The following is a 25,963-nucleotide window of genomic DNA, read 5'->3' on the forward strand; positions in this document are numbered from 1 at the left end:
GCCCTATCCGAGGAGCTTGCGGGCCGCCTGCTCGATCTCGGCCTCCGACAGCAGCACGTGATCGGCCGCGCCGCCCAGCGGGATGAAGCTGTCGTCCGACGTCACCCGCGCCACCTGCCCGGTGAACCCGGCGTCCGCCAGCTCCGCCAGCACCCCCTCGGAGACGCCACCGGAGTGCCGGGTCTCGTCGGCGATCAGCACCTTCCCGGTCAGCTCCGCCGCCCGCACCAGGTCCTCGACCGGCAGCGGCGCGAGCCAGCGCAGGTCGAGGACGCGGCAGCCGTAGCCCTCCTGGGTGAGCCGCACGGCGGCCCGCAGGCTCATCCGCACCCCGTTGCCGAACGTCACGATCGTCAGGTCGCGCCCATCGCCGTAGGAGCGGGCCCGCCCGATCGGCACGTGCGTCTCGGCCCAGCGGGACGGCGGCGCGTACGGCGCCAGCCAGCCCCCGTCGCCCTCCTCGAACAGGTCGCGCGTGTGGTAGAGCGCGATCGGCTCCAGGAACACCGCGACCGTCCCGCACGCGCGCGCCGCCGCGAGGCACGTGCGCAGCATCGCCGAGGCGTCGTCCGGCCGCGCCGGCGAGGCGATGACCAGGCCGGGGATGTCGCGCAGCGCCGCCACCGAGTTGTCGTTGTGGAAGTGCCCGCCGAACCCCTTCTGGTAGGCGTAGCCCGCCACCCGCACCACCATCGGGTTGCGGTAGGCGCCGCGCGAGAAGAACGACAGCGTCGCCCCCTCGCCGCGGATCTGGTCGAGCGCGTTGTGCAGGTAGGCGAGATACTGGATCTCCGGCACCGGGAGCAGCCCCGACACCCCCGACCCGAGCGCCAGCCCCAGGATGGCCTGCTCGTCCAGCAGCGTGTCGAACACCTTCCCCGCGCCGAACCGCTTCTGCAGCCCCCGCGTCACCCCGTACACGCCGCCCTTCCGCGCGACGTCCTCGCCGAACACCATCATCTCGGGGTGTACGGCGAGCGCGTCGGCGAGCGTGCGGTTGATCGACTGGGAGAGCGTGAGCGGCTTGTCGAGCTCGGGCAGCGCGCCGGCGAACGCCTTGTCCCTGGCCGCGGGCGGGGCCGCCGCCGGGCTGATGCGGGCGATCAGGTCGGGGTCGCGCGGCGCGAGCGGCTCCTTGATCTCCTTGGCGGTGCCGAGCCGCGGGTGGCGGGTGGTCTCCAGGGCGATGCGCAGCACGTGCTCGCGGGCGCTCTCGTACTTCTTGAGCAGCTCGTCCGGGGTCTCCAGGCCGGCCTCGACGAGCATCGCGGCGGTGCGCAGCAGCGGGTCGCGGGCCAGGTCGGCGCGGATGTCACGCTGGGTGCGGTAGGCCACCTCCACGTCGGACCCGGCGTGCCCCATGAGCCGCACCGTGGACAGGTGCAGGAACGCGGGGGAGCGGCTGGTGCGTACGTGCTCGACCGCGCGCGTGGCGGCGTCGTAGGCGTCGGCCAGGTCGCACCCGTCGGCGGCGAAGTACTCGATGCCGGGCCGCCGCGCGGCCGCCGCCACCCAGCCTTTGGGCGTGCGCACGCTGATGCCGAGCCCGTTGTCCTCGCAGACGAACAGGATCGGCAGCGGCTGCCCCTGGAAGGTGGCGTAGGAGGCGAGGTTGAGGCCGGACAGCGCGCTCGCGTGGTTGATCGAGGCGTCGCCGAAGCTGCACACGACGACCGCGCCGGGCTGCCACGCGCCGGACGCGCCGAGCGCCTTGGCGCGTTCGACGGCGAAGGCGACGCCCACGGCCCTCGGCAGGTGGCTCGCGATGGTCGAGGTCTGCGGGATGACCGCCAGCTCGGGATGGCCGAACACCTTGTGCCGGCCGCCCGCGATCGGCTCGTCGGCCGCCGCGCTCAGGCCCATGAGGACGTCGCGCAGCCCCTGCTCGGGCAGCCGGCCCTTCTGCTCGGACCGGGTGAGGTAGAACGCGCCGGAACGGTAGTGGAGCAGCGCGGGATCGCTGGGCCGCAGCGCGGCGGCGACCGCGGCGTTGCCCTCGTGCCCCGCCGAGCCGATGGTGTAGAAGCCTTCGTTCTGCTCGCGCAGCCAGCGGGCGGCGATGTCGAGCAGCCGGCTGTCGAGCTGGCGCAGGAACAGCGCGCGGCATTGCTCGCCGGTCAGCGTCGTCCCCTCGCGGACCGGCTGGGCCGGATCTCGCGGGGGACCCGCTTCAAGGGCCGCGACGGCTTCGGTGAAATGTGTTTCGACAGTGTCCCGCGCCACACCCCGATTATGTCTGCCATCGGGCCCGGCGTCTGCCCGACGCGGGGGGAGAGGTTGCGGTCCGGTCGTTATAGACCCTCATCTATAACCGTTTGTCAGTATTTCGAACCTCGCCGCGCACCTGGACGTCTCTAAAGGAGACACACGTGGCACCCTCAATGCCGCGTTGAAGCACTGGGGTCTCCAGAAAGGAACCCGCATGTTACAACGCTTTCGTGTCACCGCCTTCGCCGTCATGATCGGCGCAGGGGCCCTGGTCGCCCTCGCGCCGTCAGCCGCGTCGGCGGCCCCGCAGAAACCCGTCGAACTCGGCCGGGTGCTCATCAACCCCGCATCGCCGCTCGACGTGACCGGCGGGCCGGTCACCGCCACCTTCACCGTCTTCACGAAGAACGCGGACCAGGCCACGCTCCAGCTCAAGCCGCCCGTCGGGGTCTACTCCTCCGTGGGCGAGCTGACGAGGACGCCGGTACGCGACTGGGTCAAGTGGACCGGCACCAGGAAGTTCGAGACCACGCCCACCGGCACGTGGAGCTACCTCGCCACGGCCAAGGGCGGCGGCCAGGAGAAGACCGCCTCCGGGACCTTCGAGGTGGTCGTCAAGAAGACGCTCGACACCAAGTTCGCCTCCTTCGGCGTCCGGCCGCGCGTGGCCGACCGCGGTGACGTGGTCAAGGTCTTCGGGCGCCTGCTCGCCGACGGCAAGGGGTACGCGGGACAGAACGTCTCCATCCAGTTCCGCGGCCGTCACTCCGGCGACTTCCGCGAGGTCGCCAGGACGACGACCGGGAACGACGGCTGGTTCGGCGACGGAGTGCGGCTCCGGACGAGCGGCACGTTCCGCGCCGTGTTCGCCGCCACCGCCGCCGCGAAGGGCTCCGTCAGCGACCTCGCCGACGTGGCCGTCAGGCAACGGAACGCCGACAGCAGGATCGACGGCTTCGACGTACGGCCCGAGCCCGTCGACAAGGGCGACCGGCTGACCTTCACCGGCACGCTCAAGGCCGAGCGGCGCGACGGGCTCGCCGGGCAGCGCGTCACCGTGTCCTTCAGGGCCGCGGGCTCCTCCCGCTGGGAGGACGTGACCAGCACGGTGACCGGCAGGGACGGCCGCTTCTGGGCCGCCGCCACCGCCGTCGCCTCCGGCTGGTGGCGCGCCGAGTACGCCGGCACCCGCGGCGTGAACGGCAGCGTCAGCGACGCCGACTGGGTGACGGTCGAACAGCCCGCCCCGCCGCCGCCCGCCGTGAGCAGGGCGGACAGCCGGATCATCGGGTTCAACGCCTATGCGGAGCCGGTGAAGCGCGGCAAGTATCTGAGGTTCAAGGGCAGGCTGCAGATCGCCGACGACGACGGCTGGGAGGGCTACAGCGGCAAGGTCGCGCTGTACTTCAAGAAGGCCGGGTCGAAGAAGTGGGAGTACGTGAAGATGTTCCGCTCCGGTGACAGCGGGCGCCTCTTCGCGAAGGCCAGGGCCTGGGACTCCGGGCGCTGGAAGTTCGTGTTCAAGGGTGACGACGACACGTACGGGTCGTCCAGCCGTACGGATTATGTCCGGGTGACCCGGAGGTAGGCAGGAGGAGGCCCGGAGCTTCGGCTCCGGGCCTTTTCGTGCGTGGAGGCCGGCTAGTTGGACAGTTTGCTCTCGATCCGGCCGAGGATCGACTCCAGCCGGTCGAACCGATCGTCATGCGAGTCGAGCCGCTTCTCGAGCCTGTCGAACCTCTCGTCCATCTTGTCGAGCCTCTCGTCCATCTTGGCGAAGCGCGCGTCGATCGCGACGAACTTCTGATCGATCTGGGCGAACCTCTGGTCGATCTGGGCGAACCTCTGATCGATCTGCGTGAACCTCTGGTCGATCTTCGCGAACTGCTCGTCGATCTTGCTGAATCTCTGGTCGATGTTGACGAACTGCTCGTCGATCTTGCTGAATCTCTGGTCGATGTTGACGAACTGCTCGTCGATCTTGCTGAATCTCTGATCGATGCTGACGAACTGCTCGTCGATCTTGCTGAACTTCTGGTCAATGCTGACGAACTGCTGGTCGATCTTGCTGAATCTCTGGTCGATTCTGGCGAAGCCAGCCCTCATCTCGGACCTGAGTGCGCCGACCTCGCGGTCGATCTTGTCGAGGAGGTTGTCGGCGACGTCGTCCACGCGCCGGTGCAGCGTGTCGATCCGGTCGGCGATGGTGAGCTGTGGCACGCCGCTAACAGTAGCCGCTTCAAGCGCCGTGACCCGGACTTCGAGGTCATCGTACTTCTTCTGGAGATCCAACATTCGGTGCGCTCCTTACTGCGGAGGGAGGACGGAGGGAAGCCGCGCGGCTACATCGGGAAAGTTACCCTCCGTACTTGATCGAGCGCAGGGAGATGCGAAAGTCAGTCCTAGTCGGGCGCGTACGCGATCGCCGATTGTTAGCGTGCGTTAACAGCGGCATCGATCGCCGCGCGGGCCATCACGCGCAGCAGGGGCCGCATGTCGCCGCCGGCCAGCTCGCCCGCGCTGTGCGGGGTCGAGTTGAGCAGCCCGAAGACCGCGTGCATGGCGGCCCGCAGCCGGGCGGCCGGGCACGTGGGGTGCAGCTCGGCCAGGACGGTCACCCACTCCTCGACGTACAGCCGCTGCAGCCGCCTGATCTGCCGCCGGTGCGGCTCGGGCACGTTGCCGAGCTCCCTGTCGTGCACGGTGATCAGCGCGGGCTGCTCGATGGCGAAGGTGATCTGCACGTCGAGCAGTGCGTCGAGGGACTGCTCGGGCCCGGGGGAGGAGGTCGCGACGGCCACGGCGGACTCGCGCAGCCGCGAGCTGACGTCGAGCAGCATCTCCGCCAGCAGCGCCTCCTTGCCGCTGAAGTGCCGGTAGAGCGCGGGGCCGGAGACGCCGACCGCGCCGCAGATCTCCTCGATCGGGACGCCGTGGAAGCCTCGTGCCGCGAACAGCCGGGCAGCCGCCTCCAGGATCTCCGCACGCCTGTTGCGCCGTGGGCGGGCAGGGGTGGAGGGGGTGGCGGAGGCGCTGGTCACGTCTCCCATGCTAGACGATGACGTTAACGATGACTAACATTCGAGCCATGAGGGCATGAGAGGGGACGCATGAGCAGCGACTGGCCGGTGCTGGGCTCGGCCGCCGACCCGGCGGGGGAGGCGTACAAGCGCAACACCGAGATCAACGAACGCCTGGCCGCCGACCTGCTCGACCGCCTAGCCGCCGCCGCGCCCGGCGGCCCCGAGCGGTCGCGGCGGCGGCACGTCGAACGCGGCAAGCTGCTGCCACGCGACCGCGTGGACGGCCTGCTGGACCCCGGCTCCCGCTTCCTGGAGCTGTCGCCGCTGGCCGCGAACGGCCTCTACGACGACGAGGCGCCGGCGGCCGGGATCATCACGGGCGTCGGCCGGGTCTCGGGCCGCGAGTGCGTGATCGTCGCCAACGACGCCACGGTCAAGGGCGGCACCTACTACCCGATGACCGTCAAGAAGCACCTGCGCGCGCAGGAGGTGGCCCTGCACAACCACCTGCCCTGCGTCTACCTCGTGGACTCCGGCGGCGCGTTCCTGCCCAAGCAGGACGAGGTGTTCCCCGACCGCGACCACTTCGGCCGCATCTTCTACAACCAGGCCACCATGTCCGCCCGCGGCATCCCGCAGATCGCCGCCGTGCTCGGCTCGTGCACGGCGGGCGGCGCGTACGTCCCCGCGATGAGCGACGAGGCGGTCATCGTCCGCGGCCAGGGCACGATCTTCCTGGGCGGCCCGCCGCTGGTGAAGGCGGCCACCGGCGAGGAGGTCACGGCCGAGGAGCTGGGCGGCGGCGACCTGCACGCCCGGGTCAGCGGCGTCACCGACCACCTCGCCGAGGACGACGCGCACGCGCTCGCCATCGTCCGCGACATCGTCTCCACGCTCGCCCCGCGCGCCGAGCGGCCCTGGCCGGTGGTCACGCCCGAGCCGCCCCGCCACGACCCGCGCGACCTGTACGGGATCGTCCCCGCGGACACCCGCCAGCCGTACGACGTGCGCGAGGTCATCGCGAGGATCGTGGACGGCTCACGCTTCCTGGAGTTCAAGGCCGAGTACGGCCACACCCTCGTCACCGGCTTCGCCCACCTGCACGGCCACCCGGTCGGCATCGTGGCCAACAACGGCATCCTGTTCAGCGAGTCGGCCATGAAGGGCGCCCACTTCATCGAGCTGTGCGACCAGCGCCGCATCCCTCTGGTGTTCCTGCAGAACATCAGCGGCTTCATGGTCGGCAAGGCGTACGAGGCGGGCGGCATAGCCAAGCACGGCGCGAAGATGGTCACCGCCGTCTCCTGCGCGCGGGTGCCCAAGTTCACCGTGGTCATCGGCGGCTCGTTCGGCGCGGGGAACTACGCGATGTCCGGCCGGGCGTACGCGCCGCGCTTCCTGTGGATGTGGCCCAACGCCCGCATCTCCGTGATGGGTGGCGAGCAGGCCGCGAACGTCCTCACCACCGTCGGCACCGCCGACGCCGACGCCATCAGGGCCCAGTACGAGCACCAGGGCAACCCGTACTACTCCACGGCCAGGCTGTGGGACGACGGCGTGATCGACCCGCTCGACACCCGCACCGTCCTCGGCCTGGCGCTGTCCGCGGCGGCCAACGCCCCGCTCGAACCCGCCGGCTACGGCGTCTTCCGGATGTGATCATGCTCTTCGACCGTGTTCTCATCGCCAACAGGGGCGAGATCGCCGTGCGGATCGCCCGTACGCTGCGCCGGCTCGGCGTCACGGCGGTGGCCGTGCACACGCCGTCCGACGCCGACGCCCGGCACGTACGCGAGGCCGACCTCGCCCTGGAGGTGCCGAGCTACCTGGACGCCGACGCGATCGCGGGGGCGGCGCTCGCGTCCGGCGCTCAGGCCGTGCACCCCGGCTACGGGTTCCTGGCCGAGAACGCCGCCTTCGCGCGCGCCTGCGCGGCCGCGGGGACGGCGTTCGTCGGGCCGCCGGCCGAGGCCATCGACGCCATGGGCGACAAGATCCGGGCCAAGGCCACGGTGTCGGCCGCCGGGGTGCCGGTGGTGCCGGGCGGGGCCGAGCCCGGCGACGTGCTGGAGGAGTGGCGCGACTTCCCCGCCCTGATCAAGCCGTCCGCGGGCGGCGGCGGCAAGGGCATGGTGCTGGTGCGCTCGGCCGCGGAGCTGCCCGACGCGCTGGCGTCGGCGCGGCGGACCGCGCTGGCCGCGTTCGGCGACGCCACGCTGCTCATCGAGCGGTACGTCGAAAGCCCGCGCCACATCGAGATCCAGGTGCTGGCCGACGCCCTCGGCGGCGCGGTGCACCTGGGCGAGCGCGAGTGCAGCCTGCAGCGCAGGCACCAGAAGGTCATCGAGGAGGCGCCGTCGCCGTTCGTCACACCCGAGCTGCGGTCCCGCATGGGCGCGGCGGCCGTGGAGGCGGCGCGGGCGGTCGGCTACGTCGGCGCGGGCACCGTCGAGTTCATCGTGGACGGAGCCACCGGCGCCTACCACTTCATGGAGATGAACACCCGCCTCCAGGTCGAGCACCCCGTCACCGAGCTGGTGACCGGCCTCGACCTGGTGGAGCTGCAGCTCCGGGTGGCGGCAGGCGAGCCGCTGCCGTTCGGCCAGGGCGACGTGCGGCTGAGCGGGCACGCCGTCGAGGCCCGCGTCTACGCCGAGGACCCCGCGCGCGGCTTCCTGCCGACGGGCGGGCGCGTCCTGCTGCTCCGCGAGCCTGGCGTCCCCGGCCCAACCGCCCAGCCCGACTCTCGCCCGGCCGGCTCCGGCCCGCTGGTCCGTACGGACTCCGGGCTGACCGAGGGCGGCGTCGTCGGCAGCGAGTTCGACCCGATGCTCTCCAAGGTGGTGGCCTGGGCCCCGGACAGGAAGGCCGCGCTGCGCGCCCTCGACCGCGCGCTCGCCGGCACCGCCGTGCTGGGCGTGGTCACCAACGTGCCGTTCCTGCGCGCCCTGGCCGTCCACCCGGCCGTCCGCGCGGGCGAGCTGGACACCGGCCTGATCGAGCGGGCGCTGCCCGAGCTGGTCACGGACGCCGGCGTGCCCGCCGACGTGCTCGCCGCGGCCGGGCTGGTCTTCCACGCGCTGCCGCAGGGCGACGACCCGTGGGAGGTCACCGACGGCTGGCGGGTCGGCGAGCGGGCCTGGACGACCTGGCGGCTGGCGTCCAGGGACGGCGTCCACGACGTACGGGTCCGCGGCCTGCCCGCCGAGTCGGCCGAGGTGCTGCTGGAAGAGCGCCCGGTCCCCGCCCGCCTGCGCGCGGAGGACCCGGAGGTGGACGTCACGCTCGGCGGCCGGACCGTCCGCTACCTGTGCGCGCGCGACGGCGACACGCTCTGGCTCGGCCGCGACGGCCACGGGTGGGCGTTCACCCGTCACCTGATCGGCGACCCCGGCGACCGCCCCGGGGCCGCCGCCTCCGGTGACGGCGTGGTACGCAGCCCGATGCCGGGCACCGTCCTCGTCGTCAAGGCCCAGCCGGGCGACCGGGTGACCGTCGGCCAGCCGCTGGTCATCGTCGAGGCCATGAAGATGGAGCACGCCGTCACCGCCCCGTGCGCCGGAGTCGTCACCGACCTCCCGGTCCAGCCCGGCCGGCCGGTCGACATGGACGCCGTCCTGGCGGTCGTGACCCCCGAGGAGGAATAGATGCCGCATCCCATGGACGGCCTTCCCAAGCAGGTCACCGTCTACGAGGTGGGGCCGCGCGACGGGCTGCAGAACGAGGCCGCGGTCGTCCCCGTCGAGGTGAAGGCCGAGTTCATCGACCGGCTCGCGGACGCCGGCCACAAGGTCATCGAGGCCACCAGCTTCGTCCACCCCAAGTGGGTGCCGCAGCTCGCCGACGCCGACGAGCTGCTGACCCGGCTGCACCGCAGGCCCGGCGTCCGCTACCCCGTCCTGGTGCCGAACGAGCGCGGCCTGGACCGGGCGCTCGACCGCGGTGTGACCGAGATCGCCGTCTTCGCCAGCGCGACCGAGACCTTCGCCGCCAAGAACCTCAACCGCAGCCTGGAGAGCCAGTTCGACATGTTCGAGCCGGTCGTGGCCAGGGCGCTCGACAACGGGGTGCGGGTGCGCGCGTACGTGTCGATGTGCTTCGGCGACCCCTGGGAGGGGCCGACCCCGATCGCGCAGGTCGTCCGGGTGGGCGAGAGGCTGCTCGGGCTCGGCTGCCACGAGCTGTCGCTCGGCGACACCACCGGCGTCGGCACGCCGGGCCACGTCACCGCGCTGATCAACGCGTTCCGCTCCCCCGAGCGGCTGGCGGTGCACTTCCACGACACCTACGGCCAGGCCCTCGGCAACACCCTGGCCGCGCTCCGCGCCGGTGTGACCACCGTGGACGCCTCCACCGGCGGCATCGGCGGCTGCCCCTACGCCGAGTCCGCCACGGGCAACCTCGCCACCGAGGACCTCGTCTGGATGCTGCGCGGACTCGGCATCGACACCGGGCTCGACCTCGGCAAGCTCGTCGCCACCAGCACCTGGCTGGCCGGGCTGCTCGGCCGGCCCAGTCCCTCCCGCGTCGTACAGGCGCTCGCGAAAGGCTGACCATGCTCAAGGACGAGTACGAAGAACTGCGCAAGACGGTCGAGACGTTCGCCCGTGACGTGGTCGCCCCCGTGATCGGCGACTACTACGAGCGCGAGGAGTTCCCGTACGACATCGTGCGCAGGATGAGCGCGATGGGCCTGTTCGGCCTCCCCTTCCCCGAGGAGTACGGCGGCATGGGCGGCGACTACTTCGCCCTGTGCCTGGCCCTGGAGGAGCTGGCCCGCGTGGACTCCAGCGTGGCGATCACCCTGGAGGCGGCGGTTTCGCTCGGCGCGATGCCGATCTACCGCTTCGGCACCGAGGAGCAGCGCGCCCACTGGCTGCCGCGGCTCGCCTCCGGGACGGAGCTCGGCGCGTTCGGACTGACCGAGCCCGGCGGCGGCACCGACGTGCCCGGCGGGATGCGCACCACGGCCGTGCTCGACGGCGACGAATGGGTGATCAACGGGTCGAAGGCGTTCATCACCAACTCCGGCACCGACATCACCAGCGTCGTCGGCGTGGCCGCGCTCACCGGGGAGCGGGAGATCTCCACGATCCTCGTACCGGCGGGGACGCCCGGCTTCACCGTGTCGAAGAAGTACTCCAAGGTCGGCTGGAACGCCTCCGACACCCGCGAGCTGTCCTTCTCCGACTGCCGGGTCCCCGCGGCCAACCTGCTCGGCGAGCGCGGCCGCGGCTACGCCCAGTTCCTCCAGACCTTGGACGAGGGCCGCATCGCGATCGCCGCCCTCAGCGTCGGCCTGGCCCAGGGCTGCGTGGACGAGTGCCTGAAGTACGTACGGGAGCGCCGGGCCTTCGGCAACCCCATCGGCCACTACCAGGCCATCCAGTTCAAGGTCGCCGACATGGAGGCCCGCGCCCACACCGCCCGCCTGGCCTACTACCACGCGGCCGAGCGCATGCTGGCGGGGGCGCCGTTCAAGAAGGAGGCCGCGATCGCCAAGCTGGTCTCCTCCAACGCCGCCATGGACAACGCCCGCGACGCCACCCAGGTGTTCGGCGGCTACGGCTTCATGAACGAGTTCCCCGTCGGCCGCTTCTACCGCGACGCCAAGATCCTGGAGATCGGCGAGGGCACCAGCGAGGTGCAGCGGATGCTCATCGCCCGCCAGCTCGGCCTGGCCGACCTGTGAGGTCCCCGGCCCGCGAGGGCTTCCATGTTTGCGCCACCGGCGCGCGAGGATCTACTGTCAGGGGTCATGACGGCTGACGATCTTCTCATCAGGAGGGCGGAGAAGGCGGACGCGGACGAGGTGTTCGCGCTGGCCCGCGACTTCGGGCTGACGTTCCGGCCCGAGCGCGAGGCCTTCGACGCCGCCCTCCCCGAGCTGCTGGCGAACGACTCCGCCCTGCTGCTCGTGGCCGTCGCCGAAGGCAGGGTCCGCGGCTACCTCCTGGGCTTCACGCACCTCACGCTGTTCGCCAACGGGCCGGTCGCCTGGGTCGAGGAGGCCATGGTCCAGTCGGGCTCGCGCCGGCAGGGCATCGGGCGGGCGCTGCTGGAGGAGTTCGAGCAATGGGCCCGCTCGCGCGGCGCCCGCTACGTCGCCATGGCCACCCGGCGGGCGCCGGAGTTCTACCACGCGCTCGGCTACGAGGCGTCGGCCACGTTCTTCCGCAAGGTGCTGCGCTGAGCGCGATCAGCCTGCGCTTCTGTCGGAGTGCGGTGGCATCCTTGCGTACGTGACCGTACACGCCGTCAGCCCGCTGTTCGTCGGGCGTGCTCGTGAGCTCGCCGCCCTCCGCGACGCGCTCGCCGAGGCGCGCGCCGGCGTGCCCGCCACCGTGCTGGTCGGCGGCGAGGCCGGGGTCGGCAAGACGCGGCTGCTGGGCGAGTTCGCCGACCGCGCCGACGACGCCCTGGTGCTCGTCGGCGGCTGCCTGGAGCTGGGCACCGAGGGCCTGCCGTTCGCGCCGTTCACCGCCGTGCTGCGCGGGCTGGTGCGGCGGCTCGGCCGCGACGGCGTCGCGGCGCTCGTGCCCGGCGGCGCGACCAGCGGGCTGGCCCGGCTGCTGCCCGAGTTCGGCGAGCCGGGCAGGGAGGGCGCCGAGGCCCGCGCGCGCCTGTTCGAGCTGGTGCTCGGGCTGCTGGAGCGGCTGGCCGAGGAGCGCCCCGTCGCGCTCGTCATCGAGGACGCCCACTGGGCCGACCGCTCCACCCGCGACCTGCTGTCGTTCCTGGTCCGCTACCAGCGCACCGCCGGGCGACTGCTGCTCGTGGTCACCTACCGCAGCGACGAGCTCCACCGCACCCACCCGCTGCGGCCCATGCTGGCCGAGCTGGGCCGGGTGGAGTGGGTCAGCCGGGTCGAGCTGCGCAGGCTGACCCGCAGGGAGGCCGTCGCGCAGGCGGCCAGCATCCTGGAGCGCCGGCCGGCGCCGGCCGACATGGACCTCATCTACGCCCGCAGCGAGGGAAACCCGCTGTTCGTCGAGGCGCTGCTGAGCGAGGGCGGCGGCCGGGGCGACCTGCCCGAGTCGCTGCGCGACCTGCTGCTCGCCCGCGTCGAGCGGCTGCCGGAGGAGACGCAGGAGCTGCTGCGGGTGGCCAGCGCGGGCGGCCAGCGCATCGAGCACGACCTGCTGTCGGCCGTCGCCGGGCTCGACGACAACGCCCTGTCCCGGGCGCTGCGCCCGGCCGTCGCGGGCAACGTGCTCGTGGTCGACGGCGAGGGCTACAGCTTCCGGCACGCGCTCATCCGGGAGGCGCTCCACGACGACCTGCTGCCCGGCGAGCACACCCGCCTGCACACCCGCTACGCCGAGGCGCTGGAGCGCGACCCGTCGATCCTGCCCGCCCCGCGCGGCGCGATCGAGCTCGCCCACCACTGGCACGCCGCCCACGACTCCACGTGGGCGCTGGTCAGCGCCTGGCGGGCGGCCGCCGCCGCGCGCACCTCCACCGCCTACGACGAGCAGCTGCGCATGCTCTCCCGCGTCCTGGAGCTGTGGGACCAGGTGCCCGAGGCCGCCGGGCGCATCGGCGCCGACCGGCTCGAAGTGCTGCGACAGACCGCCGTGGTCGCCCACCTGGCCGGCGAGTACGAACGCAGCATCGCCCTGGCCGGCGCCCTCCTCGCCGAGCTCGACGCCGAGACCGACCCGGTGCGCACCGCCGTCGTCCTGCGCCAGCGCGGCCTGACCCGCTACGACCTGGGCCGCCCAGGAAATCTCGACGACCTGCGCCGCGCCGCCTCGCTGGTCCCCGCCGAGCCGCCCACGCGGCTGCGCGCCCAGGTGCTGGAGAGCCTGTCCCGCATGCTCTTCGCGCCCGAGGACAAGGACGAGAAGATCGCCACGGCCGAGATCGCCAGGGAGATCGCCCGCGCGGTCGGCGACGCCAACGTCGAGGCCAACTCCCTGATCACCGCCACCTGGGCGCGCTACCGCTTCCACGAGGTCGAGGCGCAGATGGAGGCGTTCGCCGAGGCGCGCCGCATCGCCGCCGCCGCGGACGCCTACAACGCGCTCATGCGCTGCTCGATCTCCGAGTCCGACGCGCTGGAGGGCGCGGGGTGGCACGAGCGGGCCGCCGAGGTCGCCCGGGCGGGCATCGCCGACTCCGCCCACTACGGCCTGGCGCGCACCTCCGGCACCTTCCTCACGATCAACCTCGCCGAGCCGCTGGTCTCGCTCGGGCGGTGGGACGAGGCGCTGGAGGTCATCGAACAGGCCCTCGACCTCACGCCGCCCGCCCCCTACCGGGCGAGCCTGCAGGGGCTCGCCACCGACATCGCGCTCGCGCGCGGGCAGTTCGACCGGGCCGAGCAGCTGTTCGACGCCTCGCGCGGGGTGCTGTCGCGGGGCACCTACCGCGACCAGACGCTGCTGCCGCACCTGCGGCGCAAGGTGCGGCTGCTGGAGGCGCGCGGCGAGGTCGGCGAGGCGGTGCGGGAGGTGGCCGAGGCGCTGGCGGAGCGCGACCTCGTGTCCAGTCCGCGCTACGTGTGGCAGCTCCTGGTGACCTTCGCCCACCTCCTGACCTCGGCCGCGGCCGGCGCAGGCGGGGGCAGGGCGGCTCCGGGGCGGGCGTCCGTGGCGGAGGAGGCGGCGGCGTCACTGCCCCGGCTGCGTGCGGTGGCTAGGCGGATCGGCACGGAGGGCGAGCTGCAGGAGGCACAACGGCTCACCTTCGAGGCCCTGCTGGGACCGGAGCCGCCGGCTGCGGGTGCGGATGCGCTCGCGGGGCCGGGGCCGGCCGATGACGTGGAGGCGCGGGCCGGGTGGCGGGTCAAGGCGTGGGAGGCCGCAGCCGGGGCGTGGGTCGATCTGGGGCAGCCCTATCCGGAGGCCCGTGCCCTGCTGGGGTCGGCGCAGGCGCTGCTCGCGGCGGGCGACCGGCAGGAGGCGGCGGCGCGCCTGGAACGCGCCCGCGAGCTGGCCGCCGGGCTCGGCGCCGCGCCGCTGCTGGAACAGCTCGACGTCGTCCGCCGCCGGGCCCGCCTCGGCGGCGGCACGGCCGACGAGCCCGCCGGCGACGGGCAGCCGCTCGGCCTGACGGCGCGCGAGCTGGAGGTGCTGCGCGAGGTGACGAACGGGCGCAGCAACCGCGAGATCGCCGAGACGCTGGTGATCTCGGTGAAGACGGTGAGCGTGCACGTCTCCAACATCCTGGCAAAGCTCGGCGTCGCCGGACGAGGCGAGGCCGCCGCCACCGCCCACCGCCTCCACCTGTTCGACGACCTCGCCTGACCCACGCGCTCGCCTGACCCACGCGCTCGCCTGACCCACGCGCTCGCCTGACCCACGCGCTCGCCTGACCCACGGCGCTCGCGTGCCCGCCGTGCCCGCGCGCCTGCGCGTTCACGGCCCCGACTCCGGGGGGTCAGGCGGCGGGGAGTGCTCGGGATGTTCTCCGGCCGACCAGCAGCAGCGCGCCGACGGAGATCACGATCCCGACGCCGATGACCGGCACCAGGGCCGGCAGGTCGAGCCCTTCGGCCACCAGGCCGAACAGCGGCGGGCCGAGGAGGGAGCCGATGCTGCCTGCCTGGGCGACGACGCCGTTGCCGACGTCGGCGTGGTCGAGCCGTTCCAGCACCAGCGGCAGGGCGGCGATGACGAGGGCGCCGAGGAAGCCGTTCTCGATCGAGATGATGCCCGCGCCGGTCAGGGCGACCGGCGACGAGCCGTGACCGCCGAACATGAGCCAGGCGGCCGGCAGCGTGAGCAGCCCGGCCGACGCGAGGACGCCGACCGGCGTGCCCCGGCGCAGCAGCATCCCCACGGTCACTCCGCCGAGCGCGCTGAGCAGCGAGATCACGGCGGTGACCGCGCCGGCGGAGGCGGCCGAGTGGCCGTACCGCTCGACCAGGAGTGTGGGCAGCAGGACGAGCACCGGGATGGTCACGAGCACGGCCAGGCAGAAGGCCGCGGCCAGCAGGCCGGGCCAGGCCAGCGCCCGCATGCGGGGGACGGTCCCGGCCTCGGGGCGCCGGGCGGAGCCGCGCGGCAGCCGTACCCGCACCACCAGCGCCATCACGAGCGTGAGCCCGGAGAGGACGCCGATCCAGCCGCGCCAGCCGATCGCGGCGCCGACCGCGCCTCCGGCGAGCGTGCTCGCGCCCAGGCCCACCGCGACGAACGTGGCCCAGATGGACAGCGCGGTCCCGCGGTCGCGTTCCGTGGCCAGCCGGACGATCAGCGCGGGACAGGCGATGGTGACCAGCAGGTATCCGATGCCTTCGACGCCCCGGACGGTCAGCAGCCAGGCGTAGCCGCTCGCGACCGCCCCGGCCGCGCTCGCCACCGCGGTCAGGGCGAGCCCGGCGACCAGCGACCGCTCGGCGCCGAAGCGGCGGATCAGGTAGCCGGCGGGCAGGCCGACGGCGGCTCCGACGCCGACCACCGTGGAGATGACCCAGCCCAGTTGCGCCAGCGACAGCCCGAGCTCGGCCGCCACCGCCGGCCCGACGGGGGCGAACTTGCCGAGGCTCATGGCCGCGACGACCCCTCCGAGGTAGACGACGGTGATCGTGCCCCAGGGGGTGCGTGGCTGGGCCGAGGTGTCGGGGGTCGTCCCGGCGTTCATGGAACTCCTTCGCGTTGCTCCGCACAGGTTCGTCCGGGTTAGAGCATCGTCGCGCAGGAGGTGGTGATCAAGGGTGAGTTGCCGGGGTGAGGGGCCGCTAGCCGGTGAGCTGGGCCTCCAGGCGATAGCCGTCCACCGTCACGTACACCTGGTCGCCGGGGCGGGCGTTCAGGCGCATGAGCACCGGCTGGAGCGAGTCGAAGACCGGCTGGTGGCCCTGCCAGACCAGGACGATCGCGTTGTCGCCGGGGCCGGTCACCGACAGCAGGGTGCCGGGACGCATGCCGAGCTGGGCCGCGTACCCTTCGGGGACCGGCACCGGCCCGCCGCGCAGGTGCTCCGGCGTGACCTCGATCCGCTGCCAGCGGCGCGGGTCGGAGGACGGGCTCGGCAGCGGCGGTGGCGGCGCCGCCGGGGCGCCCGCCAGGTGGGGCGGCAGCATGCCGGACCGGCCGCCGGACAGCGCCGACAACGTGGCGAGCGCGGCCGACGGGTCGATCGAGCCCGCCGTCGCGGACGGGATCGGCTGGCCGCCGCGGTGGTGGTGGCCGTTCGCGCCGGGTGTGCGGCGGGGGAGGGGCTGGGCCGGGGACGGGGCCGAGGCCATCGGGTCGGCGGACTCCGGCGGCAGGGCGTCCAGCCACGCCTTGGCGGAATGGGCGCGGATGCCCAGCTCGGCCATCAGTTCGACCATGTCGGCGTCCGGCGGGGCCGAGGCCAGGAGCTGGCGCGTACGGGCCTGGAGGCCGTGGATGTCGCCCACCACGAGCCAGCCGTCCTGGAGCCGGCGGTCGGGCATGAGCGTGACCAGCACCCGCCAGAGCGGGGTGCGCAGGGAGGGCACCATCACCGGGTGGGCCGGGTCGGCGCCGATGAGCTGATCCTCGGTGGCCGCCGCGCCCAGCCACTCCGTCAGGCGGAACATGTGGCCGGTCACCGGGGCGGACTCCGAGGAACGCAGCCAGGTCAGCACGCGCTCCTCGGCCGTGCGCTGGGCGTGGGAGAGCGACTCCCGCTCGACCAGCAGCTTGTGGGCGAGCGTACGGAGGCTGATCGGGTCCTCGGCGAACAGCCGGTGCACGGCCACGGCCAGCTCCAGCTTGTCCAGGCCGCGGAAGAGGTTGTCGACGACGCGGACCATCGCGTGGTCGGTGTCGAACGGCACCGGGGAGGAGCCGGCGCCGGGCTTGGCCGGGGCCGCGCCGGGGATCGCGGGGAAGGAGCCGGTCTCCTCGCGGCCGGGCTGCCGGGCCGCCGGGCGCTGCGGCAGCCCTCCCGCGCCGGGCTGACCAGGCTGACCAGACTGGCCCTGCTGCTGAGCGGGCTGGCCCTGCTGGCCGTGCTGGCTCTGCTGGCCGGGCTGAGGGGGTTGGCCGGGCTGGGGCGGTTGTCCGGGGGTCTGGCGTTGCGGCAGGGCGCCGTTCTGCGGTTGGGCGGTGAACGCGCCGCTCACCGCCGGGAACGAGCCCGTCTGACGCGGCGGCTCGCCGGGGACGGAAGGAGAGGGGCCCGCCTGCCGGTCACCGGGCACGGAGGGGAAGGGGCCGGCCTGCCGGTCACCAGGTATGGCGGGGAAGGAGCCCGTGTGCCGGTCGCCGCCCTGCACCGGGAACGAGCCCGTCTGGCGCGGCTCGCCGGGGTGCCCGCCGGGTTGCCCGCCCGCCTGCGGCTCCGCAGGCCGCCCGGGGAACGCCGCCGCAGGACGCTGCGGCAGCCCGTTGCCCTGCCCGCCCGGTTGCCCGCCCGGCTGCCCACCCGGTTGTCCCGCGCCGGGCGCGCCCTGCCCGCCCGGCTGCGCGGCGAACGGACCGCTCTGGCCGCCGCCGGAAGCGGCGAAGGGGCCACTCTGGCCGGAGGATGCGGCAAGTGGGGCGTCGCGACCGTCCGCGGGCGCGGCGAACGGGCCACTCTGGCCGGAGGATGCGGCGAGTGGGGTGTCGCGGCCGTCGGCGGGCGCGGGGAAGGGGCCGCTCTGGCCGTTGGGGGAGGGGGCGACGAAGGGGCCGCTCGACGGCACGGCCGGGAAGGACCCGGTGTTCCTGGCCTCCTCAGCACCGCCCGCGCCTCCCGGCGCCGGCCGCGCCGCCTCGGGCTGACCGGTGGCGGGAAGGGCCGGGATGCGGCCGAGGATCTCGCGGAGGACCGCGCCGACCACCACTTCAGGCGTGGCGGACGGGGTGCCGAGATCGCTGGGGGACAGGCGGCGCAGCCGCTGCCAGCCGCCGAGGCCGATGACCGCCGTACGGGTGGCCTCGGACCAGCCGGGCAACGCCGGGTCGACGGGGTGCACGGTCAGCGCGGGCACCAGGTCGGACAGCGGCAGATGGTCCCAGCGGGCGGTGGCCAGCCGGCCCAGACGTTCGCAGATCCAGTCGAGCCCGGCGGTGCCGAGCGCCTTGGACAGGGGGAGGGAGGACCACCATCCCGCGGGCAGGCGCGGGTCGCCCAGCGCCTCGGCCACCTGCTGCGGTCGGCTCCAGCGAAGAGCTGGGACTAGGTCGCTCAGGCAGATCGATGACTCGACTTCCATCGGCGGACCTTATCCTCCCCAGTGTGCCGCGTGGGCTGCCCGTTGCGCATGTGGCTAATGGTGCAGCCTACGCGGCAAGCTATCAATCAGTGTGAATAGGGTAAAGACGGTTCAGATCCAAACCGTACCGTGGACGACCCCCCACCTGGGCCACACATGCGGCACCCGCACGACATCCTTCCTCCAGAGCGGCTCTTTCCCCGCATCCCCGCAAGGTGGCCGCGAGAAACCCGGCGGCGAACGCGTCCCCAGCTCCGGTCGTGTCCACGACCTGGCCGAGCAGGCCCGGCACCCGCGCGGTGATCGTGCCGTCCACCGCCGCCAGCGCGCCGTCGGCGCCCAGTTTCACCACGGCTGTGCCGTATCTCTCACTCAGCAGCTCGGCCGCCCGCTCCGGCGTCGGCGCGCCGGACAGCAGCAGGGCCTCGTCGAGATTGGGGATGAGGAGATCGGCGGCGGCGGTCTCGGCCATGAAACGTTCGACGCCGAAGTCGAGCAGGGGCTTGGTCGAGGCCGGGTCCACGCTGACCGCGACCCCGGCCGCCGCCGCGTCCGCCAGGGCGGCCCTGGCGAGGCCCAGGCCCGGCGCGGCGAACAGCACGTATCCGGACAGGTGCAGCCGGGCCACCCCCTCCAGCAGGGCGGGGTCCCAGTCGCGCTCGGAGATCAGGCCGCCCGCGCCCCGGTTGGTGAGCATGGACCGCTCGCCGCTCGGGTCCACCATCGCGATCACGACGGCGGTGGGGTGGTCGGGGTCCACGGTCACCTGCGGCCGTACGCCGCTCTTGGTCAGCTCGGCGATGTGCCAGTCGCTGCTGTCGTAGCCCAGCCTGGCCAGCAGGCGGGTGTCGGCGCCCAGGTGGGCGGCCCAGGCGGCGGTGTTCGCGCCCGAGCCGCCGGGACGCAGCATGATGTCGGCCGCGGTGTCGGTGCCCGCCAGGACGGGGGAGCCGTGCAGCGCCACCACATCGGTGACCGCGTCCCCGACGACCAGGAGACCGCGGTCGGTCACGAGTCGGCCCAGCTCACGGCGATCCGGGAGGCGAGGGCGACGTTGCCGCGCACGGCGGCCAGGTTGGCCTCCAGCGAGGCGCCGCCCGTGCCGTCGACCAGGTAGCCGAGCAGGAACGGGGTGATCGCCTGGCCCTTGACGCCGTCGCGCTCGGCGGCGGCCAGCGCCTCGGCCAGCACGCGGTCGTGCAGCTCGGGGTCGAGCTGCTGGTCCACGGGGACGGGGTTGGCGACGATCAGGGCCGTCTCCTGGCCGCCGAACGCGTCCTGGCCGCGCATGATCGCCGCCGCCTCCTCGGGCGACTCGATCCGCCAGTCGATGGGCAGGCCGGAGGTGTGCAGGTAGAAGCCGGGGAAGGCGTCGGTGCGGTAGCCCACCACGCTCACGCCGCGGGTCTCCAGGCGCTGGAGCGTCGCGGGCACGTCAAGGATCGACTTCACGCCCGCGCAGACGACGGTGATCCGGGTGCGGGCGAGCGTGTCGAGGTCGGCGGACTCGTCCTGGTCCACGGTCCAGCCCCGGTGCACGCCGCCGAGCCCGCCGGTGGCGAAGATCCGGACCCCGGCCCGCGCGGCGAGGAACGACGTGGCCGACACCGTGGTCGCGCCGCTCGCCTTGAGTGCGGCGGCCATGGGCAGGTCGCGCTGGCCCAGCTTGCGCAGGCCGGACTCGGTCGCGATGCGCTCCAGCCCGGCCGCGTCCAGCCCGATGCGGGGCACGCCGTCGAGCACGGCGATCGTGGCCGGCACCGCTCCCGCCGCGCGGACGATCTCCTCCAGCTCGCGCGCGACCTCCAGGTTGCGCGGCTGCGGCAGGCCGTGGGAGATGATCGTGGACTCCAGCGCCACGACCGGGGCGCCACTGGCCAGGGCCTCGGCCACCTCGTCGGAGGGCTGCAGGACGGAGTCGGCGGTGCTGCGCATGGTGGGTCTCGTGCTCCTTGCGAAATCCTGGGGTTTGGTGGAGAACGGCGAACTCTACGCCATCGCTCGCGACAATGCAGGTTACGGCCATTTCCGGGGGTCGGTCATCCCCCTCCGAATGATCACACGGACGGCGTTGACGCGGGGCGTGGTATGACACGTAAAGTGCGGGGATGGGCGCATATGACGTGATCGTGGCGGGGGCGGGGCACAACGGGCTGGTGGCCGCGGCCTACCTGGCCCGGGCCGGCCGTCGGGTGCTGGTGCTGGAGCGGTACGACCACGTGGGCGGGCTGGCGATCTCCACGCGCGCCTTCCCCGGCGTGGACGTACGGCTGTCCCGCTACAGCTACCTCGTCAGCCTCCTCCCGGGTCAGATCGTCCGCGACCTGGGCCTCGACCTGGAGCTGCGCCGCCGCCGCTACGCCTCGTACACGCCCGTGGGCGGCACGGGCCTGCTGGTCGACAACGAGGACGCCGCCCGCACGGCGGCCTCCTTCGCCGCGGTCACCGGCGGCGAGAGCGACCACAAGGCCTGGCAGGACTTCTACGCGATGACCGGGAGGGTGGCCGAGGCCCTGGCCCCCACCCTCCTCGAACCCCTCCGCACGCCCGCCGAGATCGAGCGCCTGGTCGGCCCGGAGGCGTGGCGGGCGCTGTTCGCCGAGCCGATCGGCCGCGCCGTGGACGCGCGGTTCGCCGACGACACGGTCCGCGGGGTCGTCCTCACCGACGCGCTCATCGGCACCTTCGCCGACCCGTCCGCCGACCTGCTCGCCAACCGCTGCTTCCTCTACCACGTGATCGGTGACGGCACCGGCGAGTGGAACGTCCCGGTGGGCGGCATGGGCGCGGTCTCGGGCGCGCTGGAGGCGGCGGCCCGCCGGGCGGGCGCGGAGATCAGGACCGGCGCGGAGATCATCGGGATCGCGCCGTCCGGGGAGGTCACGTTCGCCGACGAGCGCGGCGAGCACACCGTGACCGGCGGGCACGTGCTGGTCAACCTGCCGCCCGCGGTGCTCGACCGGCTGCTCGGCCGCGAGTCCGCCGTACCCGAGGGGGCGCAGCTCAAGGTCAACATGGTGCTGAGCCGGCTGCCCCGGCTCAAGGACGCCTCCGTGGACCCGTACGCGGCCTTCAGCGGCACCTTCCATATCAACGAGACCCGCGACCAGCTCGCCCGCGCCCACGCGCAGGCGGCGGCCGGGCGGATCCCGGAGCTGCCGCCCGCCGAGGTCTACTGCCACTCGCTCACCGACCCGTCGATCCTGGGGCCGGAGCTGCGCGGCCGGGCCGAGACGATGACGCTGTTCGGCCTGCACATGCCGGCCCGGCTGTTCCGCGAGGACCCCGAGGGGGCGCGCGCGGCGGCCCTGCGCGCCACCTTCGCCTCGCTGGACGCCGTGCTCGCCGAGCCCATCGAGGACTGCCTGCTCCGGGCGCCGGACGGCACACCGTGCGTCGAGGCCAAGAGCCCGGTGGACCTGGAGCGGGACGCCGGGCTGCCCGGCGGCCACATCTTCCACACGGACCTGAGCTGGCCGTACGACGAGGACGGCCGGGGCGGCGCCTGGGGTGTGGAGACCGAGCACGAGCGCATCCTGATGAGCGGCGCGGGCGCCCGCCGGGGCGGCGGCGTCAGCGGCATCGGCGGCCACAACGCCGCGATGGCCCTGCTCGCCCGCGCGTAACCGCCCGCCCGCTAGTAGCCGCCGGCGATCAGCTTGCCGGCCACCTCCAGCGCCACCGCCGTACGCCGCTCGTCCGGCACCTCCAGGTCGAACAGGAACGGCACGCTGCCCAGGACGACCGCGAGCACCGCCAGCCGGGCCTCGAACCCCCGCACCGGGTCGTCGCCGGGCGAGGCCAGCACCGAGATCATCTCGATCAGGCCCTGCTGCATGCGCTCCCCGGCCGGCACCTCGCGCATCACGCCCTGGTTCACCTGGGCGAACCGGAACAGCGGCCGCCACTGGTCCTCCAGCAGCCCCGAGATGCGCGCCAGGACCTCCTTCCTGGCCTCGGTCGTCGCCGGCTGCTCCCCGGCCCACGCCACGAGCTCGTCCATCGACTCGACGAGCCGCTCCACGACGCTGGCGAGGATCGCCTCCTTCGTCCGGAAGTGGTAGTAGAGCGCCGGCCGGGTGATCTCCAGCCGTTCGGCGACCTCCTGCAGCGTGGTCTTGTCGTATCCGCGCTCGGCGAACAGCTCCAGCGCGACCTGCTGAATCCGCTCTCGTGTGTCCGTCCGCCGCCCTGCCATCCCGCTCCCATCCTTGACGCACGCTCCCGCATTGCTTACTTTCGTGTAAGTAAGCAATGCGGTCCCGCCTGTAGGGAGCAGACTATGGCTCAGATCTTCCCCGTCCGGCGCAGGTGCCCCTTCGCGCCGCCCCCCGAGTACGCCGACCTGCGCGAGCAGGCCCCGCTCGTCCGCGCCGAGCTGCCCGGCGGCGTCGTGTGGCTCGTCACGAGGCACGCCGAGGCGCAGCAGGTCCTGTCCGGGAAAGGCATCAGCACCAGCCCCGCCACGCCCGGCCACCCCAACCACGTCCTCCACCCAGGAGGGCCCACCCCCGAGCGCGAGGCGCACATGGCCGACATGGCCGCCGGGCACTTCATCGACCTCGACCCGCCCGAGCACACCCGCTTCCGCAAGCTGCTCATCCCCGAGTTCACCGTCCGGCGCGTACGGGAGCTGCGTCCGGGCATCCAGGACATCGCCGACCGGCTCATCGACGACATGCTGCACAAAGGGCCGGAGGCCGACCTCGTCGCCGACTTCGGGCTGCCGCTGCCGTCGCTGGTCATCTGCCGGCTGCTCGGGGTCCCGTACGGCGACCACGAGTTCTTTCAGTCGCGCACCCGTACGATGCTCAACGCGCTCGACGACGAGCAGGTCCGCTTCACCGCCGCGTCCGAGATCAGGAACTACCTCGGCGCGCTCGTCACTGCCGCCGAGAAGGGCCCCGAGGACGACCTGCTCGGCCGGATCATCACCAGCGGCCGGCTCACCCACGACGAGATCGTCGGCGTGATCTTCCTGCTGCTCCTCGCCGGCCACGAGACCACCGCCAACATGATCCCGCTCGCCGTGCTCACCCTCCTGCGCCACCCCGACCAGCTCGCCGCGCTGCGCGCCGACCCCGACGGCTGGCCCATGGCGGTCGAGGAGCTGCTGCGCCACCTCTCCGTCGTCGACTGGGTGGCCTTCGACCGGGTCGCCATCGAGGACCAGGAGATCGGCGGGCAGCTCGTCCGCCGGGGCGAGGGCATCTACGTCCTCGGCGCCTCCGCCAACCGCGACGAGCGGGCCTTCGAGCGCCCCGACGACTTCGACGCCCGGCGCGGCGCCCGCAACCACGTGGCCTTCGGCTACGGCGTGCACCAGTGCCTCGGCCAGAACCTGGCCCGCGCCGAGCTGGAGATCGCCCTGCGCACGCTGTTCGAGCGCCTGCCCGGCCTGCGCGCCACGGTGAGCGACGAGGAGGTGCCCGCCAAGTACGACGCCGCCATCTTCGGGCTCCAGGCGCTCCCCGTCACGTGGTGACACCGAGGGACACGGACGACCCGTTCATAGGGTTCTCATGATGTTCCCTTAGCGTTTGCTGCATGAGTGAGGCCGCACGGTTGCTGGTAGTCGACGACGAGCCCGCGTTGCGCGAGGCGCTGCAGTCCAGCCTCGAGTTCGAGGGCTACAAGGTCGTCACCGCGAACGACGGGCAGGCCGCGCTCGACGAGCTGGCCCGCGCCTCCTACGACGCGGTGCTGCTCGACGTCATGATGCCGCGGCTCGACGGGCTGACCGCCTGCCGCCGGCTGCGGGCCTCGGGCAACCACATCCCGGTCCTCATGCTCACCGCGCGCGACGCGGTGGGCGACCGGGTTTCGGGGCTCGACGCCGGGGCCGACGACTACCTGGTCAAGCCGTTCGAGCTGGACGAGCTGCTGGCCAGGGTCCGCGCCCTGCTGCGGCGTGGCGCGCTCAGCACCGGCGGCCAAGAGGGCGACACGCTGACGTACGCCGACCTGCGCATGGACCCGGCCACCCGCGAGGTCACCCGCGGCGAACGCCGGCTCGACCTCACCAGGACCGAATACCTGCTCATGGAGCTGTTCCTGTCGCACCCGCGCCAGGTGCTCACCCGCGACCAGATCCTGAGCGAGGTGTGGGGCTTCGACTTCGAGCCCACCTCCAACTCCCTCGACGTCTACGTCATGTACCTGCGGCGCAAGACGGAGGCGGGAGGCGAGCCGCGGATCATCCACACCGTCCGCGGGGTGGGCTATGTCCTGCGGGCCGGCGCGTGAGACCCCGGAGTCTCCGGGCCCGGCTGACGCTCCTCGTGACCGGGGCGGTGTCGTTCGCCGTCGTGCTGTGCGCGGTCCTGTCGTGGTTCATCATCCAGATGCTGGTCCTCTCGCAGGTGGACCAGAGCATCCTGGAGAACCAGGGGGACGTGAAGTACCTGCTCCACGAGTGCCGCCCCGAAGGCACGCAGGGCCCCTACTTCGAGGGCATGGCCACGGTGCTCCGTCCCGACGGCACCACCTGCTCGCTCGGCCGGGCCATCGCGCCCACCCAGGAGGACCGCAAGGCGCTGGAGCCCATACCGGAGCCCATCTACCGCAACGGGACGACGACGGACGGCAAACGGGTGCGCGTCGTGACCGTCAACGTGGAGCCGGGCCTCGCCGTGATGGCGGCCCGGCCGCTCTGGCACGTCGAGCGCACCCTCCGCTACGCCGCCGTCGGGCTCGGCGGCATCGCCGTGCTCGGCACGCTCGGCGCGGCCATGGCGGGCCTCACCGTCTCGCGCGCCGCCCTGCGGCCGGTGGGCGAGCTGACCAGGGCGGTCGAGCACATCGCGCAGACCGAGGACCTCGACACCCGCATCCCCGTACGCGGCACCGACGAGATCGCCCGCCTGTCGTCGTCCTTCAACGCGATGACCTCGGCCCTGGCCGGCTCCCGCGAACGCCAGAAACAGCTCGTCGCCGACGCCGGCCACGAGCTGCGCACCCCGCTGACCACCCTGCGCACCAACATCGACCTGCTGCTGCGCAGCGAGCAGACCGGCCGCAGCATCGACCCCGACGCCAAGCGGCGGCTGCTGGTCAACGTCAAGGCGCAGTTCGCCGAGCTTTCCACGCTGGTGGCCGACCTGCTCCAGCTCGCCCGCGGCGACACCGACCACGAGCCGCACGTCGAGGTGGCCTTCCACGAGGTCGTGACGGCCGCGGTGGAGCGCGCCCGGCTGCGCGGCGCGCAGGTCGTCACCGACCTCGAACCCTGGTACGTCGTCGGCAACGCCACCTCCCTGGAACGCGCGGTGATCAACCTCCTCGACAACGCGGCCAAGTTCAGCTCGGACAACGGGGTCGAGGTGTCGTTGCGGGGCGGGCGGCTGACCGTCCGCGACCACGGCCCGGGGCTGCCCGAGGAGGAGCTGCCGCACGTCTTCGAACGGTTCTGGCGTTCGCCGTCCGCGCGCGGCCTGCCGGGATCCGGGCTCGGCCTGGCCATCGTGGCCCAGGCCGTGGCGGAGGCGGGCGGTCAGGTGAGCCTGGCGAACGCGCCCGGTGGCGGCGCGGTCGCAACAATGGACCTTCCCGGAACTCGCATTCGTGGCTCAGAATCGGATAAGTCCGGTAAAAGATCCGATTCGTGAGCTGG

General features: G+C 73.1%; 19 protein-coding genes. 11 read left to right on the forward strand and 8 right to left on the reverse strand.

Features of this window, described 5'->3' with window-relative positions; genetic code table 11:
* Positions 1–3: 3 nt before the first annotated feature.
* Positions 4–2,223 (reverse strand): thiamine pyrophosphate-dependent enzyme, encoded by a 2,220-nt coding sequence (locus BMW85_RS17225; RefSeq protein ID WP_091082339.1) that lies wholly within the window; start codon positions 2,221–2,223, stop codon positions 4–6.
* Positions 2,224–2,422: 199 nt separating this feature from the next.
* Here BMW85_RS17225 and BMW85_RS17230 point away from each other — a divergent pair, with 199 nt between their 5' ends.
* On the forward strand, positions 2,423–3,796 hold the full coding sequence (locus BMW85_RS17230) for a hypothetical protein (RefSeq protein ID WP_091082341.1): 1,374 nt from the start codon (positions 2,423–2,425) through the stop codon (positions 3,794–3,796).
* Positions 3,797–3,849: 53 nt separating this feature from the next.
* Here BMW85_RS17230 and BMW85_RS17235 read toward each other — a convergent pair whose 3' ends face one another.
* Together BMW85_RS17235 and BMW85_RS17240 are read right to left on the reverse strand one after the other, a co-directional pair.
* Positions 3,850–4,503 carry a hypothetical protein gene (locus BMW85_RS17235; RefSeq protein ID WP_143082316.1) on the reverse strand — a complete coding sequence of 218 codons (654 nt, stop codon included), beginning with the start codon at positions 4,501–4,503 and terminating at the stop codon, positions 3,850–3,852.
* A 137-nt stretch (positions 4,504–4,640) separates the two neighbouring features.
* The gene (locus tag BMW85_RS17240; protein WP_425434341.1) at positions 4,641–5,249 is read right to left on the reverse strand and encodes a TetR/AcrR family transcriptional regulator; all 609 of its coding nucleotides are present in this window, start codon (positions 5,247–5,249) and stop codon (positions 4,641–4,643) included.
* Between the two features lie 87 nt (positions 5,250–5,336).
* On the opposite strand from BMW85_RS17240, the gene BMW85_RS17245 reads away from it, so the two are divergent.
* The 6 genes from BMW85_RS17245 to BMW85_RS17270 all read left to right on the forward strand — a co-directional run bounded on the left by BMW85_RS17245 (position 5,337) and on the right by BMW85_RS17270 (position 14,482).
* Positions 5,337–6,890, forward strand: a complete 1,554-nt coding sequence (locus BMW85_RS17245) for a carboxyl transferase domain-containing protein (protein WP_218155844.1) — start codon at positions 5,337–5,339, stop codon at positions 6,888–6,890.
* A gap of 2 nt (positions 6,891–6,892) precedes the next feature.
* Entirely contained in the window at positions 6,893–8,878 is a 1,986-nt protein-coding gene (locus tag BMW85_RS17250; protein ID WP_177240725.1) for an ATP-binding protein, read from the forward strand.
* Positions 8,879–9,784: a hydroxymethylglutaryl-CoA lyase gene (locus tag BMW85_RS17255; protein ID WP_091082349.1), complete on the forward strand. Its 906-nt coding sequence runs from the start codon at positions 8,879–8,881 to the stop codon at positions 9,782–9,784.
* Positions 9,785–9,786: 2 nt separating this feature from the next.
* Complete coding sequence (locus BMW85_RS17260) at positions 9,787–10,923, forward strand: acyl-CoA dehydrogenase family protein (protein ID WP_091082350.1); 1,137 nt, start codon at positions 9,787–9,789, stop codon at positions 10,921–10,923.
* 66 nt (positions 10,924–10,989) lie between these two features.
* On the forward strand, positions 10,990–11,424 hold the full coding sequence (locus BMW85_RS17265) for a GNAT family N-acetyltransferase (protein ID WP_091082352.1): 435 nt from the start codon (positions 10,990–10,992) through the stop codon (positions 11,422–11,424).
* 49 nt (positions 11,425–11,473) lie between these two features.
* Positions 11,474–14,482 (forward strand): helix-turn-helix transcriptional regulator, encoded by a 3,009-nt coding sequence (locus tag BMW85_RS17270; RefSeq protein WP_091082353.1) that lies wholly within the window; start codon positions 11,474–11,476, stop codon positions 14,480–14,482.
* Between the two features lie 133 nt (positions 14,483–14,615).
* On the opposite strand, the gene BMW85_RS17275 is transcribed toward BMW85_RS17270, so the two are convergent.
* The 4 genes from BMW85_RS17275 to BMW85_RS17290 all read right to left on the reverse strand — a co-directional run bounded on the left by BMW85_RS17275 (position 14,616) and on the right by BMW85_RS17290 (position 20,286).
* Positions 14,616–15,821: an MFS transporter gene (locus BMW85_RS17275; RefSeq protein ID WP_091082355.1), complete on the reverse strand. Its 1,206-nt coding sequence runs from the start codon at positions 15,819–15,821 to the stop codon at positions 14,616–14,618.
* Positions 15,822–15,918: 97 nt separating this feature from the next.
* Positions 15,919–18,351 carry a hypothetical protein gene (locus BMW85_RS17280; RefSeq protein ID WP_143082317.1) on the reverse strand — a complete coding sequence of 811 codons (2,433 nt, stop codon included), beginning with the start codon at positions 18,349–18,351 and terminating at the stop codon, positions 15,919–15,921.
* 82 nt (positions 18,352–18,433) lie between these two features.
* Positions 18,434–19,363, reverse strand: a complete 930-nt coding sequence (locus tag BMW85_RS17285; protein ID WP_091082359.1) for a carbohydrate kinase family protein — start codon at positions 19,361–19,363, stop codon at positions 18,434–18,436.
* Entirely contained in the window at positions 19,360–20,286 is a 927-nt protein-coding gene (locus BMW85_RS17290; protein ID WP_091082360.1) for a pseudouridine-5'-phosphate glycosidase, read from the reverse strand. Before BMW85_RS17290 ends, BMW85_RS17285 begins: the two co-directional genes overlap by 4 nt.
* A 173-nt stretch (positions 20,287–20,459) precedes the next feature.
* On the opposite strand from BMW85_RS17290, the gene BMW85_RS17295 reads away from it, so the two are divergent.
* The gene (locus tag BMW85_RS17295; RefSeq protein WP_091082362.1) at positions 20,460–21,977 is read left to right on the forward strand and encodes a phytoene desaturase family protein; all 1,518 of its coding nucleotides are present in this window, start codon (positions 20,460–20,462) and stop codon (positions 21,975–21,977) included.
* 11 nt (positions 21,978–21,988) lie between these two features.
* Here the strand turns inward: BMW85_RS17295 and BMW85_RS17300 are convergent, their stop codons facing one another.
* The gene (locus BMW85_RS17300) at positions 21,989–22,549 is read right to left on the reverse strand and encodes a TetR/AcrR family transcriptional regulator (protein ID WP_091082363.1); all 561 of its coding nucleotides are present in this window, start codon (positions 22,547–22,549) and stop codon (positions 21,989–21,991) included.
* A gap of 84 nt (positions 22,550–22,633) precedes the next feature.
* Here BMW85_RS17300 and BMW85_RS17305 point away from each other — a divergent pair, with 84 nt between their 5' ends.
* From BMW85_RS17305 to BMW85_RS17315, 3 genes are all read left to right on the forward strand, one after another.
* The gene (locus tag BMW85_RS17305) at positions 22,634–23,836 is read left to right on the forward strand and encodes a cytochrome P450 (RefSeq protein ID WP_091082365.1); all 1,203 of its coding nucleotides are present in this window, start codon (positions 22,634–22,636) and stop codon (positions 23,834–23,836) included.
* Positions 23,837–23,898: 62 nt separating this feature from the next.
* Complete coding sequence (locus BMW85_RS17310; protein ID WP_091082366.1) at positions 23,899–24,597, forward strand: response regulator transcription factor; 699 nt, start codon at positions 23,899–23,901, stop codon at positions 24,595–24,597.
* Positions 24,594–25,958 carry a sensor histidine kinase gene (locus tag BMW85_RS17315; protein ID WP_245774864.1) on the forward strand — a complete coding sequence of 455 codons (1,365 nt, stop codon included), beginning with the start codon at positions 24,594–24,596 and terminating at the stop codon, positions 25,956–25,958. The genes BMW85_RS17310 and BMW85_RS17315 overlap by 4 nt, the downstream gene beginning before the upstream one ends.
* Positions 25,959–25,963 lie beyond the last annotated feature (5 nt).

Origin of the sequence: Nonomuraea wenchangensis (assembly GCF_900111685.1) — a bacterium.
Classification (GTDB): domain Bacteria; phylum Actinomycetota; class Actinomycetes; order Streptosporangiales; family Streptosporangiaceae; genus Nonomuraea; species Nonomuraea wenchangensis.

Excerpts from the sequence above, each read along its gene's own strand:
- BMW85_RS17305 (WP_091082365.1), top strand. The coding sequence starts at position 22,634 with ATGGCTCAGATCTTCCCCGTCCGGCGCAGGTGCCCCTTCGCGCCGCCC.
- BMW85_RS17265 (WP_091082352.1), top strand. The coding sequence starts at position 10,990 with ATGACGGCTGACGATCTTCTCATCAGGAGGGCGGAGAAGGCGGACGCG.
- BMW85_RS17260 (WP_091082350.1), top strand. The coding sequence starts at position 9,787 with ATGCTCAAGGACGAGTACGAAGAACTGCGCAAGACGGTCGAGACGTTC.
- BMW85_RS17300 (WP_091082363.1), bottom strand. The coding sequence starts at position 22,549 with ATGGCAGGGCGGCGGACGGACACACGAGAGCGGATTCAGCAGGTCGCG.
- BMW85_RS17255 (WP_091082349.1), top strand. The coding sequence starts at position 8,879 with ATGCCGCATCCCATGGACGGCCTTCCCAAGCAGGTCACCGTCTACGAG.
- BMW85_RS17310 (WP_091082366.1), top strand. The coding sequence starts at position 23,899 with ATGAGTGAGGCCGCACGGTTGCTGGTAGTCGACGACGAGCCCGCGTTG.
- BMW85_RS17235 (WP_143082316.1), bottom strand. The coding sequence starts at position 4,503 with ATGTTGGATCTCCAGAAGAAGTACGATGACCTCGAAGTCCGGGTCACG.
- BMW85_RS17295 (WP_091082362.1), top strand. The coding sequence starts at position 20,460 with ATGGGCGCATATGACGTGATCGTGGCGGGGGCGGGGCACAACGGGCTG.
- BMW85_RS17275 (WP_091082355.1), bottom strand. The coding sequence starts at position 15,821 with ATGAACGCCGGGACGACCCCCGACACCTCGGCCCAGCCACGCACCCCC.
- BMW85_RS17290 (WP_091082360.1), bottom strand. The coding sequence starts at position 20,286 with ATGCGCAGCACCGCCGACTCCGTCCTGCAGCCCTCCGACGAGGTGGCC.
- BMW85_RS17250 (WP_177240725.1), top strand. The coding sequence starts at position 6,893 with ATGCTCTTCGACCGTGTTCTCATCGCCAACAGGGGCGAGATCGCCGTG.
- BMW85_RS17280 (WP_143082317.1), bottom strand. The coding sequence starts at position 18,351 with ATGGAAGTCGAGTCATCGATCTGCCTGAGCGACCTAGTCCCAGCTCTT.
- BMW85_RS17230 (WP_091082341.1), top strand. The coding sequence starts at position 2,423 with ATGTTACAACGCTTTCGTGTCACCGCCTTCGCCGTCATGATCGGCGCA.